This is a genomic window from Spirosoma endophyticum (genome assembly GCF_900112365.1).
Lineage (GTDB): Bacteria > Bacteroidota > Bacteroidia > Cytophagales > Spirosomataceae > Spirosoma > Spirosoma endophyticum.
Map to the genome: position 1 here is coordinate 197,132 of NZ_FOLQ01000004.1, position 16,161 is coordinate 213,292.

The 16,161-nt window shown below is 50.6% G+C and carries 13 protein-coding genes; 2 read left to right on the top strand and 11 right to left on the bottom strand.

Annotated features, from left to right (window positions below):
• Nucleotides 1–114: 114 nt before the first annotated feature.
• From BM202_RS12780 to BM202_RS12825, 10 genes are all read right to left on the bottom strand, one after another.
• Nucleotides 115–675, bottom strand: coding sequence for a carboxymuconolactone decarboxylase family protein (locus BM202_RS12780; RefSeq protein WP_093826589.1), 561 nt, complete (start codon nucleotides 673–675; stop codon nucleotides 115–117).
• 39 nt (nucleotides 676–714) lie between these two features.
• Complete coding sequence (locus BM202_RS12785) at nucleotides 715–1,272, bottom strand: carboxymuconolactone decarboxylase family protein (RefSeq protein ID WP_093826590.1); 558 nt, start codon at nucleotides 1,270–1,272, stop codon at nucleotides 715–717.
• Between the two features lie 62 nt (nucleotides 1,273–1,334).
• Nucleotides 1,335–2,558 (bottom strand): MFS transporter, encoded by a 1,224-nt coding sequence (locus BM202_RS12790; protein ID WP_093826591.1) that lies wholly within the window; start codon nucleotides 2,556–2,558, stop codon nucleotides 1,335–1,337.
• Nucleotides 2,559–2,585: 27 nt separating this feature from the next.
• A complete protein-coding gene (locus BM202_RS12795) occupies nucleotides 2,586–5,378 on the bottom strand; it encodes a TonB-dependent receptor (RefSeq protein WP_093826592.1) in 2,793 nt (930 codons plus the stop codon).
• A gap of 155 nt (nucleotides 5,379–5,533) precedes the next feature.
• Nucleotides 5,534–6,094, bottom strand: a complete 561-nt coding sequence (locus BM202_RS12800; RefSeq protein WP_093826594.1) for a carboxymuconolactone decarboxylase family protein — start codon at nucleotides 6,092–6,094, stop codon at nucleotides 5,534–5,536.
• Between the two features lie 130 nt (nucleotides 6,095–6,224).
• Entirely contained in the window at nucleotides 6,225–7,772 is a 1,548-nt protein-coding gene (locus BM202_RS12805; protein WP_093826595.1) for a vanadium-dependent haloperoxidase, read from the bottom strand.
• 12 nt (nucleotides 7,773–7,784) lie between these two features.
• Entirely contained in the window at nucleotides 7,785–8,681 is an 897-nt protein-coding gene (locus BM202_RS12810) for a hypothetical protein (protein ID WP_093826597.1), read from the bottom strand.
• 40 nt (nucleotides 8,682–8,721) lie between these two features.
• A complete protein-coding gene (locus tag BM202_RS12815; protein ID WP_093826599.1) occupies nucleotides 8,722–10,929 on the bottom strand; it encodes a TonB-dependent receptor family protein in 2,208 nt (735 codons plus the stop codon).
• Between the two features lie 59 nt (nucleotides 10,930–10,988).
• Nucleotides 10,989–12,104 carry a hypothetical protein gene (locus tag BM202_RS12820; RefSeq protein WP_093826602.1) on the bottom strand — a complete coding sequence of 372 codons (1,116 nt, stop codon included), beginning with the start codon at nucleotides 12,102–12,104 and terminating at the stop codon, nucleotides 10,989–10,991.
• A 474-nt stretch (nucleotides 12,105–12,578) separates the two neighbouring features.
• Nucleotides 12,579–13,118, bottom strand: a complete 540-nt coding sequence (locus BM202_RS12825) for a hypothetical protein (RefSeq protein WP_093826604.1) — start codon at nucleotides 13,116–13,118, stop codon at nucleotides 12,579–12,581.
• Nucleotides 13,119–13,280: 162 nt separating this feature from the next.
• Between BM202_RS12825 and moaA the strand changes: the two genes are divergently transcribed.
• Nucleotides 13,281–14,276, top strand: coding sequence for a GTP 3',8-cyclase MoaA (gene moaA, locus BM202_RS12830; protein ID WP_093826606.1), 996 nt, complete (start codon nucleotides 13,281–13,283; stop codon nucleotides 14,274–14,276).
• 30 nt (nucleotides 14,277–14,306) lie between these two features.
• On the opposite strand, the gene BM202_RS12835 is transcribed toward moaA, so the two are convergent.
• Entirely contained in the window at nucleotides 14,307–14,993 is a 687-nt protein-coding gene (locus BM202_RS12835; RefSeq protein ID WP_093826608.1) for an ATP-binding cassette domain-containing protein, read from the bottom strand.
• 463 nt (nucleotides 14,994–15,456) lie between these two features.
• Here BM202_RS12835 and BM202_RS12840 point away from each other — a divergent pair, with 463 nt between their 5' ends.
• Nucleotides 15,457–16,158, top strand: coding sequence for a hypothetical protein (locus BM202_RS12840; protein WP_093826611.1), 702 nt, complete (start codon nucleotides 15,457–15,459; stop codon nucleotides 16,156–16,158).
• Nucleotides 16,159–16,161: the final 3 nt, after the last annotated feature.

The window sequence follows — 16,161 nt, forward strand, 5'->3', positions numbered from 1 at the left end:
GAAAAATAGTCCCCCGGCCACAGGGTAGCCGGGGTCTATGCAACCAACCTATGATAAATTCAGTAAATGTGGATAACACCTACTCGTGTTATCCATTTCGTTTTTTATACCTTCTCAAGCCGGTTGTGGCTCGTTATAATTCACATAGCCTCGCGTAGCCAGAGCCTCGCCCATTTCAGCATATACCGCCGGGTTTTCGGGTGCCCAGGTGGCCAGTCCATCCACGTAGCGATTGAACATACAAAAGGCCGCTGCAATTAAAACGGTATCGTGAATGTCGCGATCCGTAGCTCCCTCGGCCCGGGCGGCTTCAATCTGCTCGGGTGTTACATACTTGCCACCAATCTGGACACTGGCCGCGATAACCAGCAAGGCTTTCATCTTATCCGATACTGGCGCCGTAGTCGGGTCTTCCCACGTTTGAGCTACGATGTTATTATCACGCCCAAGCAGATAATCCGCGACGGCTCCGTGGCAGGTCGAGCAGAAAAAACAATCGTTTCGGCGGGACGTAAACGAGGCAATCAATTCGCGTTCGCCTTGAGTAAGCGAATCGTTGGCATTTGTACGTAATAAAACTTCGGCCAATTCATTTAGCGGCTTGGTCGTTACAGGACTGTACGCCATTGGCCCTACGATTCCGGGCAATCCGTCAGGTAATGGAATGTGTGCCATGTTTTCAGCAGTTAGTTGTTTTAGAGAAATTTACAGATGTTACGCTTTTACTTTAGGGAGTTGATAACCTACGGTTCCCATGCGTTCACCCATCGCTTCGTAGGCGGCCGGATCGGTGGGCGTGAACGTAGCGAGTCCGTCGACGTAGCGATTGTACATACAGAATGACGCGGCAATCAGCACCGTATCGTGGATGTCACCCTCACTAGCTCCTTCTGTCCGAGCCGCTGCCACTAATTCATCGGAAACGGTTCGCGCATCGGCCTGAACGTGACCGGCAATAGCCAGCAAGGCTTTTAGCTTTGCTGAAATCGGTGCCGTATCGACATCATCCAGTGTCTGGTCGACTACATCACGCTGATCGGCATAGAGATAACGCGATGCCGCGGCATGGCTATTCATGCAAAAGTCAGTCTGGTTTTGTTTCGAGACGAAAGCCGCAATCAGCTCACGGTCAGCATCGTTGAGTGTGCTATCAGGCGAACCGGCACGTAGTAACGCCTGCGCCAGGTCGTAAAGTGGCTGCCCTGTTTCGGGGCGATACATAACAAGGCTCCGAATACCGGGCACGCCATCTGAAAGTGTGATATGAGGCATAATTTAAAGAGCGAAAGAATGAAGGAGCAAAAGAGTGAAACCAGTAACGATCCGGTGATTAATCAGTCATTTCTGAACCAGATGGCACCGAATGCAATCATAAAAGCCAGTGAAAAAATCAGCAGTGCATTTCCAATACCACCCAAGGCCGTTGTTAAAGCCCCGACAAATAGTACAGCCGTTGCGGTAAAGAGTCGGCCAACGTTGAAACAGAAACCCGTAGCCGTCCCACGAATCGAAGCGGGGAATAAGGCGGGTACGTAGCTGGATAACGATCCCTGGCTGATGCCAAAAAACAAAGACAGCAACGCTAATTCGGCGTAAATGATGGGCGAAAACGAGTGATTAGTCAGGAACAACAAACCACACGCACAGATACAACCGGCAAATGTCAGAAGTAACGTTCGACGTGGCCCAAGTTTCGACACGAGAAAACCCGAAGCAATTCCGCCTAAAATCCCTCCTATCCCCAACAGCATCATCGTGATACCGCGTTCGGTCTGGCCCGACTGCCCGGCTGGCAATAACGATTGTACCCAGGTTGGTAACCAGGAAAAAATACCCCAAAGCCCGATCAGAACTGCCCCAAAAATGACGGTTCCACCAATCAGGTTCGTTTGATTTTCATCACTAAACAAATCCGGTTTGACAACCTGACGACCCGTGCGCCCCTGCTTCCAACTGGCCGATTCGGGGAGGAACACCCAGATGAGAATAGCGGTGATTAGGGGTGCAATCCCCACGCCAAAAGCAGCCTGCCAATCTTTAAACCCGCTCGCCAGGGCGCCAGTAGCGACAATGCCTACCGGGAAAGCCGTGGCCAGAATGCCCAGCGCAATTGGCTTCGACCGTTCCGGCCAGACTTCAGATAAATAAACGGTTGATACGAGCAAAATGCCGCCTACGCCCGCGCCAGTGAGTGCCCGAAGCACCATCAAAACATAAATATCGGGCGCGAAAGCAGTTGCCAAAAGGGCTCCACCACATAGACCCGTTGCCAGCCCCAGCGTCTGAACACGTCCCAGCCGATCCGCAATTGGACCAAACGACAGCCCACCCGCCATCCAGCCGAACAGGAAAGCCGCACTAATCCATGCCCCCACCTCGCCTATTGCCCCCGACGTAGCGGTTCCGCCAATTAACTGCGGAACGACCATCGGCAAGTAGGTAGCCATGAGCGTGCTGGCCGTGCCGCCAAACAGATAGGCTACCATACACAGGATAAAACTAACCCAGGGTAGTGCAATTCGTTTCTCCTGATTAACAGGCATTTGGATTGTTTCCATGGCTCTTTAGGTCTGTTTTAATACTAGTTACCGTAGCATGCCCTGATCAAACGTCAACGATACGTAGTAAAGTCCACCTACCGCTGGCGAACCATAGGCCTGCACTATATATTGATTCGTTAGGTTTGATGCACCAAGTTTCAGTAACGTCTTATAGGTAGGAATCTTCAAGGTCACCTGCGCGTCAATCAGGCTGTAGGCCTGAATCCGACCAGGGCGCAGATCGTTGAACGACCCGACCCAGTTAAACGCTTCCTGCCAATGCCAGGCCACGTTGAATCCTACATTAGGGGCAACATTGCGATGTCCAACCGTTACGTTCGTTTTAAAACGGGGGGTGTTGAACGCCGGAATATTGTTCGGATCAGCGTTTTGCAGATTAAACGCCGACCAGGTTCCGTTGCCCGTTACGTTGTAACCGCCAGACGTTGTGTAGTTCAGGCCAAGTGTGGCTCCCTGCGCCGTTACCCGGTCGGGTGCATTCGTGTATAATTGAAACAACTGATAGTTTGTAGCTAGAATATCCTGCGCGGCAGCCGGATTAACACGTCCATCGGCACTCAACACTGGGCTTTTCGGACTAACGACAACCGTGTTCAGAATGAAATTCCGGTACGCACCAAAGTAGTAATTCGCATCGAGCGACAGACGGCTCGTCAATAAGGTCCGGTAACCAACCTCGAAACTCTGCACTCGTTCGGGAGCGATGTACGGTACGTTCGATTTGACCAGTTTGTCTTTGTTATTCAGCACCGCCTGTTGCTGCCCCACTTTAGGCGCATCGGTCATAAAACCATTTATGAAACCACCGAGGCTTGTCGAGTTGAATGAGTTTTCGTAGACATTCATGCCCGCGCTATTGCTCGGTGCACCGCCAAGAATGGTGATTGGCCCTACGTTGAGTTTGATGAACTGATCGCTGGGTGTAGGATTGCGGTAGCCCGTCTGGAACGATGCCCGAAAATGGTGCCGGTCGGTTGGCGAAAATACGGCCGACGCACGGGGCGTAAAGTAACCTGCGAAGTTCTGGTTTTTGTCATAACGGCCCGATACGGTCAGTTTCAGTTTGTCGGCCAGCAGGGTTTTGCTCAATTGGGCGAAGGCTCCGAATTCGCTGTATAAAATCCGTCCGCCTTTGTCGTCGAAGAGGGTTCCATTTGTGTATAAGCTGAACTGACGGAAATTACCGCCAACCAGCAAATCCGTCCCCGAAAGCCCCGCAGATTTCAACGCCGACGTAAAATTGTACTGCGCATCAGCATGATACATTTTCGTCTGGCTCAAAATCCCGGCTCCTGCCAGTCCCTGGACGCTTTCAAGTCGTGCTTTCTGCTGCTCATATTCAGCTGAACCGGGCAGCAAACGACCCTGATCGGCAAAAGAGCGGGCACTGGAATTATCATTGGCCGATACACCCTGCACTTTTCCCTGATAGGCTGCGGTATACCGATCAAACCAGGTTTGGTCGGCCAGGTTAGGAGCCACTACGTTGCCGTTCAAATCACGTACCCATGTCCGGTTAATCTGTTGACCTAGCTGACGCGTATTGAATGAATCATGCGAGTCCTCCTGATTGGTGTAGCCTCGTACCATGAAGTTGCCTCCCCGTAATTCAATCCGGTGCTGAAGCAAGGAAAATCCATTGACCGAGAAGCGGTTACTACCCGTATAATTTGCCGTTCCTTTGGCATAATTGACCGAGTAAATTGCCTCTAGTTTTGGCGTAATGTGGTAGTGAACAGCGCCGTTCAGTTTCAGGCTATAGACGTTGTAATCGGTCAGGTCTTTTTCGAGATAGCCGGTGCGGGCCACTTTGCCGATACCCGTAATCGTCCGGTTCACTTCATCGCCGTAGACGTTCAGTCCGTTGTAGGCAGGGTTAGTGGGACCCAGCTTTTCGGGAGAAGTCGTTGCATCTACGTCCGTGTAGTCGGTGGCAAACCAGTCGAGTCCTTTCATGTACGATGCCACGAGTTTCACCGCCAGCCGATTGCTAAATGCTTTAGCGTATCGTATTCCATAGTCCTGATAAAGGGCCGCTCCCGTATTGGGATCGTTGATGTGGTTTACGCCCACTTTTGTCTGGACACTCAGCCCCTGATATTTGAATGGATCTTTGCTGGTCATGAGCAAGGCACCGTTGAAAGCCGCCGGACCGTATAGAGCCGAAGCCGCGCCCGGCACCAATTCGACACTTTCGGCATCTAAATCACTCAGGCCAAACATATTTCCTACCGAAAAGCCGAAGCCTGCCGGTTGATTATCAACGCCATCTATCAATTGCAGAAAGCGGCTATTGCCCGTGCTGGCGAAACCCCGCGTATTGATTTGCTTGTAGGTCAGCCCACTCGTGACCATATCGACCCCTTTGAGGTTGTTGATGCCTTCGTAGAACGTAGCAGACGGCGTTTCCCGAATGGTCCGTGTGTCCATTTTCTCGACCGTAACGGGTGCAAGCAACAGGCTCTCTTCAACCCGCGATGCCGCCACGACCACATCCTGCAAGGCGTTATTGGCAAGCTGAAGTCTGACTGCAACCGGTTGATCACTATCGGCCACGGCGATCGTTTGCGTCTCATGGCCCACCATCGAAACCTTCACGGTTAGGGGTCCACGTTGGGTTGTTGTCAGCGTAAACCGGCCGTCGGCATCGGCAACAGCCCCTGTTTTTTGGCCTCTCACGACCACACTGGCACCGGCAAGCGGCTGTCCCGTCTCAGCATCACGTACCGTTCCCGACACCCGACGCGACTGCGCCAGAACGGGTAAGGCGAGTATAAATACCATCGCCCATGCGGCAACGATTTGTCTTAATTTCATATCTATTCCGTTTTAAAAAGCAAATGATGGGTAGGCCGACCGAAAAAATTGAATTTTTCGGTCGGTAAAAAGAGTGCCAATAAGTAGGGTAATCGATCTGCTTTTTGCGGGTATTGTTCAGCTACGTATCCTCACAACCCCTGTCTAACAATTAGTTAATTAGACTTAACCGGATAGCCACCCGGCGGTCGAACATAGCCACGCGTGGTTATTCGTTCGCCAAGCATCTGATAATAGGCCGGATCGGCAGGGGTTACGCTGGCCAATCCGTCTACGTACTTATTATACAGGCAAAACAGCGCCGTAATCAATACCGTATCGTGAATCTCGCGGTCGGTGGCGCCAGCCTTGCGGGCACGATCAACGGCTTCGGGAGTTACATCTCTCCCGTTTTTCTGAGTGAGCGCGGCAATCTGAAGGAGTGCCTTCATTTTCTCGCTCACGGGAGCCGTTTCGATATCTTGCTTCACAGCGCGGGCTATTTCGTCGTCACCCAACAAGAGGTCAGCCGCTTTGGAATGGGCGGCTTCGCAGAAGTTCGTTTGGTTCCGTGATGATACCAAAGCCGCAATCAATTCGCGTTCTCCCTGCGACAAGGTCGACTCGCCACGTAGCAAAATCTGCGTGAGTTCCCGAATCGGCATGGCTGTATCTAACCGATATTCAAGCAGGCCCGTAATGCCCGGCAATTGTTCTGGTAAAGGAATATGTGGCATGTTTTTAAATGATGACCGGGTCGCCGGTGCGATTATAAATGATGAATGATGACCAGATCGCTAAAGCGTTTACAAATGATGAATAAAAGCCGAACCCAAGCCAGCTGCCCTATTCTCATTCATCATTCTTTTAAAGTCCCGAGCCATCAGCTTTTGCGCGCGTAACCGCGTAAGAACCAATGTTGTTGCCGTGTACTAACCCCGTGGCCGAATCGAACCGATAATGAATCAGGCCGTAGATACGCGATGTTGATGCTTCGTTTGCTTCGTCATCAAAATCCTTCGCTTTATCGGGAAAAATGCTGCTCAATACCGTAGCGGCTGCTCCTGAAAAGGTCGAATGGCCTGAGGCATACGATGGAAAATTAGGTAGACCCACCGACGTTTTTACGCCAAACTGCTGCGGGCGTGGGTAGTAGTAATAATACTTGGCATCCCAACAGGCAATAGCCGCATCCATCTCCGCCGTACCCAACAAGGCTAATGTCCGGGCCATACGCACCTCACTATATTGGGCATCGTGCGCTGCATTGGCTGCCGTGCGGTGCCAGTGACCAGGGGGCGTGTAGCTACCTGCGCCATCCGACCAGTAGTTAGCGATACGGGCCTGGTCGCGCGTCTGACTTTTATTGATTTGTTTTAACTCATCCAGCGCGGTCGTAAATTCGGGACTGTTGAGGGCTGGCGGTGGGCCGGGACGTAGTTTAATCAACGTCGTTTTGTCAAAATTCCAGGTCTGCACGGCCCCGTAGTTAGGCAACATCGGCGGCCGGGCGGGTGTCTCCTGACTTACCCACACATCGGCCAAGCCACGCTCTTTAGCCCCCTGAATCATGCCTGCGGTCACGGTCTGGTTATTGGCCGCACTCATACCATCGACTTTAGCCCGCGCCATCACCTTGGCGGCCACGGCATTACCAAGCGCCACACCAGCCGTAAGGTCACTCTCTACGTTCATGCCCGCCCATAGTCGGCTATCACGGTGTTCGGCCAGTTTAGCATCCAGATAGGCCACTTCACCGGGAAACATGGCTTTCAGAATAACCGCCGAAGCAGCCGCGACAACCGCATCTTCGGATGGATACGACGGCAACGACGAAACGGGCAGCAAGGGTTTAATCGTAGCATCTGTTTTACCCGGAGCAACCCGGTTGTAGAGATACTTATAATGCCAGGCCGACACCAGCGCATCATATTGCGCTACGCTCAGATAAGCCAGTGCACGAGCGGTGTAGGGCGGATTGGAAAACGGGAATTTTGGATCGGCCAGCGGATTGGCAGCATCCGGCACGGGGTATTTACCATCGGGCGTTGACGCCGGTGGAATGTTGTATCGGGCGGATAATTCACGGGCGATCTCGTTCCAGCGAAAAACTGCCCCGGCTCCCCAATACGTTACCGCATCCTGCTGGGCACTGCTCAAGCTCGCTGCTTTTTGTTTCAAACTGGCTACCTCCGCCAGATAATCCGCTGAACTAATGGCAGCCGGTGCCGCAACGGTTACGTCGGTGGGTGCTGTCAGAACGTAGGTTTTCCAGGTACCGGCTTTCTCGTCTACGCTGGTGGGCGCATAGGCCGACAATTGGGGTTCATCAATTGTTTTGCTGCACGAGTTAAGCCCGGCCGATAGCGCGATGATAATAGCGCAAAATGCTATAAAATGACTCTGTTTTTTCATGACAAGCACGGTCTATTTCTTGAAACTGATTTGGTATAACACGCCAACCGTATAGCTAGTACTCTGCCCAACGTTCAGTCCGTCAACGACATAACCGACGCGGGCGTTAACACCAATGGTATGCGGCTGGAACTTGCCGTACCAGCCGACAGATGTGGCCTGCATGTTGTTGGTCAGAAACGGCATGTCGTTCCGGCGAATATTGTCTCCATTCAGGCAGGCAACACGTTCTGCCCATACTTCCGTCTGCCATCCCCGGCGTAGTATGCCCAAGCGAACGGCTGCATCATACGTATTTGGTACACGTATCTGATTGGTATTATAGACCCGATCATCGGCCTGGTACGCATCCCGATCACTTTTGGCATTACTCCGCCAGCCGTAGCTTCCGTAGGCGGTGAGATAGAGGCCCGTTTTGGGATGTTTGTAGTTCGCCATCAGGCGGCCGGTTGCCGTGCGGCACTGCATGCCGATGGACATGGGCATAAAATCGGGTACGTAATCGCCAACGGGAATTGATCCGCCCACAATGGCGTGCAGCGAAAAGCCACCAACGATCAGGGCTTTTACTTTCAGCCAGGCCGATACATCCTGGATGCCCTTCTGCCCCATGAGGTTGCCCGCGCTGGTGCTCGTCCAGACGTAGGGCAGGCTCATAATAACGTTCACGCGCTTGCTGATCCCGAAGGCGGGCATAATCATAGCACTTTGGGTCGTCTGCGTACCGATGTTGAAATTTTCACGTTTCAACGTATTTTCCCAGTACTGATTCCAGGAACTATGGCTATACATGCCGGCCACACAGAGTTGGTTTTTGCCCATGTAGATGGCATCGTTGGGCATCTGGGCCTGAGCGGCAAAAGGAGCCAGCAGGAGGGCGATATGGAGTTGTTTTAGAATTGCTTTCATAGGTTTTACAAGTCAACTAAGTCAATGTAGTACGATAGAATTATACCGTTAAACCAACGGTCAGCACGGCGCTGCGGCCGTCGGACGACCAGACGCCGGGGCCGGGATAGAAGGTTGGGCGTTTGGTGAAGTATTGCGTGTTTAAAATATTATTGACACTGCCGCGCACCGTTAGTCCGCGTTTGATGCGCCATGTCCCGTTCAAATCCCACAGGCTGTAGGCAGGCACTGGCCCAATCGCACCGTTCGCCGATGGAACAGTCGTGTTGAGTGCATCCGAAAAGGTTCGGGCAACGTAGCTGTATTGCAACGTCAGGCTGGCGGTTCCGTAGCGGGCCGTCAGACCGTTGCGGGAGGTCCAGCGGGGCGCCGATTCTACCTGATTTCCCGTAACCGTCCGGTTGTCGGTACCTGTTGATACGCGCCCATTGATATAACGGGCGTTGTTAAAGGCGGTCGAGGTGAACCCGCTGATCAATAGGGTTGACGTACGGAGCAGTTGCCCTTCGATGAGCGTTTCAACGCCTGTACTCCGACTGTCGCCGATGTTCGTTCGGAAGACATAATTCGTTCCATCTGTGTTGGTCAGCAACAACGTTCCCAGCCGATTCCGGTAGAGCAAGTCAAACATCGTGACGTTCAGGTGAAGCCCCTGCCAGTGCGCATCCACCCCGATTTCGGCGTTATACCCATGCGCATCTTTCAGGTTCTTGTCGATGCGTTCATAAACCGAAGTGGGAATGATGTCTTTGAACACCACCGGCCGATACGCCTGCGACCAGCCACCGTAGACCTTGACAGCCTCATTGATTTTGTATTCGCCATTAATACCCAACAGCGCGAACTGGTGGCTGATGTCGGTGGGCAGGTTGAGCGGGTCGTAGTATGTGATCGTACCCCGCATTTCCGTCTTTCCGTTCTCGATCCGAATACCGGGCGAAATGGTCAGGCGATTGGTCAGGTAAAACTGACTTTCGGCAAAAGCCGCCATGTTTTTGGTTCGAAAGTGTAAATCACGCTTGAACGGGCTGACCAGTGTCAGGTCGAAATCGCTGGCAGTTGTGCCGACGCCGAGCTGTTGCCGATGCAAATCCGTACTCATTAATTGTACACCTCCAGCTACTGTAGCGCCAATGCCGCCCAGTTTGTAGTGGTGTAGCAATCGAAGTTCAGTCGTGTAGCTATTAAAATGATCGACATCTACCTGCCGGGCTTTATACTGACCCGTTGCCCGGCTAATCGTATCGGGAACCGTCGCAAAGGCGTCTAGTTGAACGCTGTTACGCGCGCCTAGCACGGTTGATGTTGTCCAGAGCAGATGCGTCCGGTCCGACAGTTGCCAGTCCAGTTTCAGCGACGGGATGTAAATGTCCGGGTTAAAATAGTTGCGGCTCCGGGTCGACTGGCGCGGATTCTGAGCAAACATAGCATCCGTCAGTGGGCCGGAAATCTGGTACGTATAGGTCGAGCGGCCAAGCTCGGCCGTTAATCCCATGCGTCGTGTTGCCTGATAATGCAGATTACCAAACTGGGCCTGTGCATCGGAGCGGCTGTTTTGCCGGTATCCATCGGAATGCCGCCGGTAGTAATAGGCATAATACGTCCACTTACCCACGCGGCCACCAATGGCGTTGTAAGAACTCATCAGTCCATACGTACCAATCGAATTGACCGTCTCAAAACCAAATTTGCGCGTGCTGTCGGCTCGTTTGGTTACGTAATTCAACATCCCGCCAAACTGGGCGCCGTATTGCAAAGAAGCCGTTCCCCGCACAAATTCGATCCGGTCCATACTTTCCATCGGGGGCGAGTAGTGGCTGGCCGGATAGCCATACATGTCCGAGTTTGTGATAACACCATTCTGCCGGATATTATTTTCCCAGGACCGGTGCGGGTCTAAACCGCGCGTGGCAATATTGATCTGATTGCCCGTGCCGTCCATGTCATACACGAATACACCGGGAATCCGGGCAAATACCTGTCGAGGATTCTTTTCAGCTACGTTAGCATCAATTTCCGACACGTGTATGGCTTCACTTCGTTTTCCGCCCATCAGATACGTACCATGAACCGTAGGCAATGACTCGACTACGGTCGACCGTACTCCTTTTACCGTAACCTGATTCAGGGTTCGTCCCGACAAGGAGTCAACGGTCTGTTTTTGTTTGGCAAGCTGTTGGGCCGACAAAAGAAAAGGCGCACACGCCAGCTGTCCAATCAAGAAATATAATAATTGAGAAATTTTCATAAAGGTTGTACCTATACTGAACGTGGTGCGATGGCGATTGCCATCGCACCTGAAACCACTTAGAACCAGCGTGATACGTTGATAGACACCAAATAGTCGGCAAAGGCCGCATCACCTTGTCTCAGCCCGGCAGGATCAAGTCGGTCGGAGTAACTCTTGATGCGGTTACGGTACAACGCGATGGGCACTGTAGCCGCGATCGACGTTTTGTGCCGCATGTAAGCCAGACCTGGCTCTACCGACACGATATAACCCGGCCGACGAAATCCCTGACTGCCGCCGAAAGCATCCATAGCAGGCACACCTTCAACCCGACCGCCCAGCATTACGGCTAATCCCGGAACCGCGCTGATCGACTGGCTCAGGCCCACGCGAGCGGCAAACTGATCGGCTACGGAGAACGTACCGGTTACGGGATCGACGGTCGTAGACAATGGATTCCGGACAACGCCATTCGTTTCGCGCGGATTGAACAGGTAAAAACCGTTGGCGTAGAGCGCTAGGCCCTTCGATAATTGCGCATAGCCCTGTAATTCAACACTCACACCCACACCGCCGTCGCCGAGCTGAATAGACTGGTCGACGGGTAGCTCGACGGTGTAGTCTTTACCTTCTTTATCCAGCTTATGGAATTGATCGGTAGCCCGATAATTGCCGGTTGGCAGTTTCACACCCAAACCAACGGCCAGATTGGCCTTAGGCAATTTTACCGGATTGACGAGCCAGTAACTTCCCGATATACGTAAATCACCCACACCCTGCGAGCCTGTGTGAAACCGTTTCTGCTCAGGATTTTGCGCCACAGCGTTGCCGTAGTGTTCATAAAGCGAAGAGCGACCGTTATTTTGAAGCGGTAGATTGACCGAGAACGATAATCGTTGATTGACCATGTACGTAATGCCCAGGTCGATCGCGTGCGACACGTTGATAACATTGGTACCCTGTTCAACGCGCTGTTTCTGCTCAGCATCGCCCACGAAGTGCTTGTAGGACCGGAAGAAGCGATAACCTGCTGAGACCTGCCAGTGGCCGGTACGTTGTTTAAAGTAATCGGCTGAACCCACTGGAGCTACCGAACTCATATGACGAACGGCTACACAACCCTGCGCCGAAACGGATGCATAGGAAATAAGAATACAGGCTATTGCCAGAACGATGGTAAAAATCGTTTTCATCAATAAAAATGTCTGTCTGAGGTGAAAATCAAGTAATTGTCCGCGTTTGAAACCGAATGTTCGTCACTCAACCCAGATCCTATTTTTTGTATAGGATACGGTGAGACTAAGCAGAAAATCATTCGGTTATGTGCTCTGTGAGCATACAGACCAAAAGCGATACGCATTGTGTGCTGGCAGAAATCACCTGATCATATAGCCAGTAAAATCACAGCTCTAAGGCGTGTTTTAGAAGCTACTGAAGCAGAATAAGTAGACCACCAGTCATACAAACGTGTCGGGTACATTACGGAGTAAAGCAATTGCTTACTGTGCATTGTCACAGGTCATTCACAAACAGAGATCGTCCGGTCAAGCGTTTGTTTAAACGCAGATCATGACCCTGGAGACGGGCTACAGTAATGAACACAGACCGTAATAACGTAGCACAGCCACAAGCATAGCATAGACTCACTAACGTACTGGAAAATGACCTCAGACTTGAGGAGGGGGCGAATGAACGGGCAGGGCGCGGGCGGCAATCACGAACAGATGTTCGGGAATGCGAACGTCTTCGCGCCAGGTGGGAGGAAGAAAACTGAATACGGCTCTTGGGTTGGCCGAATATTCTTTCAACAGGAATTTCAGGATTTTATTTGCTTTCTGATGCGTGTCCGTAGCGCCAGTGATGTGATCATTGAGAAATGAAAGGAGATCACTCTGCCAGAAGGAACGGCTTTCGGTTTGTAGACCGGCAATGTGCAGGGTGTCACCTTTTACATCCAGACTTATTACGGAATAATAATGACCCCGATACGTGAAACCATCAGAGGTCGTGCTGGCAATAGCGTTCGCATCGGGCTTATCTTTGAGCGGAATCTGAAACTCAACGATACTATCTACCGATCGATACACTAAAAGCCGCTCCGATAAATCGTGCTCTGCCTGCCACCACGTACCCACAAACACGAGCACATAGGCTAGTGTATGATACAGGAGCAAGGCCGAGAGACCGATGGAAACCGCTTTCTTCACAGGTAGGTTACGTAAACTTTCTCCAAAAATAGCATTTAATTCTCAAACAAATTATAAAAAATAAACTTACCAAAATTTTTCTATACGGTTATTAGACCTGTCGTATATCATTTGACGCTGCATTGCAATCAAAATTTGTAGTTTTGTGTTAGTACGATACCCATGATTTACGATAATCACAACCGACCCATTACGTATCTTCGGCTGGCCGTAACGGACCGCTGCAATCTGCGTTGCTTTTATTGCATGCCCGAAGAGGGAATCAAGTATCTGCCCAAACATCAGGTGCTGACTTTCGAGGAAATGGAACGGGTTGTGCGTGTGCTGGCTCGTTTAGGTGTGCAAAAGGTACGTATCACGGGCGGAGAGCCTTTTGTGCGGTCGGGTTTAATGGATTTCATGCATCGCTTAGCTGAAATTGATGGCCTCGATGACCTTTCGATGACGACGAATGGCGTATTGACAGCTCCTCATATCGAGAAAATGGCCGCGCTGGGCGTAAAGGCAGTGAATTTAAGTCTGGATACACTTGACCGCGAGCGCTTCCGGAAAATCACCCGACGCGACGAACTCCCCGCTGTTCTGAAGACGCTCGATGCGCTGTTGAAAGCGGGTATTCAGACGAAAATCAATGCGGTCGTGATGGAAGGTCAGAATACGCAGGATATCCTTCCACTGGCCGAGATGACGCGTGATCTACCCGTTGACGTGCGATTTATTGAAGAAATGCCCTTTAACGGAGAAGGAAGTCATTATCCTGTTCTTCACTGGACGCACCGACGTATCGTTGACGAAATCAGATCGCACTATCCGGACTTACAAAAGCAGCCAGACCCGCCGTTCTCAACATCTGCTACGTATCAAATTCCAGGTCATCAGGGTACCATCGGTGTAATTGCCGCTTTTAGTCGTACCTTCTGCGGCACCTGTAACCGCATCCGCCTGACCGCGCAGGGCACGCTCAAGACCTGCTTGTACGATAATGGTGTACTAGATGTCCGCGCTCTGCTCCGGGGTGGCGCATCCGATAGTGAGCTCACAACGGCTTTCCTGCAAGCTTTCTCACACCGACCGGCCAACGGGTTTGAAGCCGAACAACAGCGTGAGACGCTTTCTGGCATCCCGATTTCCGAATCAATGTCCACTATTGGCGGGTGATTCAACTGGCTTTAGTTATCAGGAAACCAGCTAGTTTATATATCCAAAATTCTTCAACTGTTGCTCCGGCTGCTGTAATTGAATGGTTCGTCCGCCGGTGTTTAACAGATATATGCTGTCGCTGATCGCTAGTACGTCATGGTAATAATGATCCGTAATAAGAATTCCTTTCCGGCTTTTAAGGGACATGAACAACGTTTTCAACGCATCAACATGTAAGGGCATTACGTTTGAAAAGGGTTCGTCTAAAATGATAAATGAGGCAGGACAAGTTGCAACCATAAGCGTCTCAACCAGTCGTTGTTGCCCGCCCGAAAGCTGATTGAAACGATAAGAAAAAAGACTGCTTAATTCAGGAAAGAGCGACTTAGCTTCCGCTAGGGCCGACTGATAAAGTGTAAAGGCCTCGTCTACACGCAGATGAGAGGGTACAAAGTTTTTTTGAGGTAAATATGCTGCTACGTTCTTACATTGAAAGAGCTTCTTGATGTGGTTTCCATCAATGCGCACAGAAGCGTTTTGAGCCGATTTAATGCCATAGATAATTTCCAGTAAAGAAGATTTACCACAACCGTTTCTCCCCAGTAAACCAATAATCTGGCCGACATCGACGCGCAGATAGATATTCTGTAACACCTTACGTTGTCCGTATTCCAACCAGATGCTATCTGCTTCCAGTTTCATTGGTGGAGCAACAGGCTTGCCAAACAAATCCATAGGCTAATGAATATAAGGTCAAGTGTATAGACACCGATAGCCAATTGTAACTCCGATAATCCAAAATGTTGATAGAATACAAAGCCTTTCCCATTGGAGGAGCGAAAAAGGTACCAAATCAGGAGCTGACTTAGCGTACGTAACCAAAAAAATTTAGTTAGAAATGACAGTAGATTGATGGATAAAAGGGTCGGGTAACCAGCCAAAGCCCACATCAGCAACGACGTAGCAATAGTGAAAGGCCAAACTTGCCTGTACAAAATCAGTAAGACCCGCAATTGAACCATCTGCTATCATTTTTGGAAAGATAGCCGGTTCCACTACACTCAACTTGAAATTAAGAAGCTTTAACAAGCGTATGCCTACACCTACCCAGAGAATTTAGTTGGGTTGACGTAACGCTTGATTATAAAGTAGTGAATAAAGTCTTTACTCTATTCCATCGCTTAATTAACAACTACTTATGAAAGCAATATCTATCGTTTTATTGATAAGTATAGGGCTGGCTCTGCAATCCTGTCAGGACTCAAGCCAAACAGTCGATGAAAGACCAGCAATTAAATCCGTTTCATTTGTAGGTATCCCAACAAAAGATGTGCGGTTTGATGCTGCAAACTCCAGGATTACGGTTCAACTTCCAGCTATTCTAAAAGGAGGCTTGCAACCCATTTTTGAATTAACAGATGGGGCGAGTGTGCTCGATGGGGTGATGGCTGATAACACCATAGATTTAACCCGCTTTTGTTACTGTGAGCAAAGCCGTAATTCGGCTCAGGAGAAAGAGATAACCTTACGGATCGGCAATAAAACGACTACGACCGTTTATAAAGTAGACGTAGTGGCAACGGGAGTTTTGAAAGCGCAGGATAGTAACGAGGAATTTACGTTCTCCAGAAAAACGAAATTACTGGAACTGAATTTACCCGTTGAAAATCTCTATACCAATCCCAACATCACCGATCTGATCTTTACGAATGTCGCCACGGGCAAAGGAACCCGAATTAATGCGGATGCCGCCTGTTTAAATACATGCAGTAGCACAGCTCCTAACCAGCTTGTTTTTAAATTATCCTCGCCAATTGAAAGTTATTTAACGACTGGCACTTACACAATAGCGATTGCCAATGGAATAAGTTTTCCTCAACGCCTGATCGTTACGGACTAACCA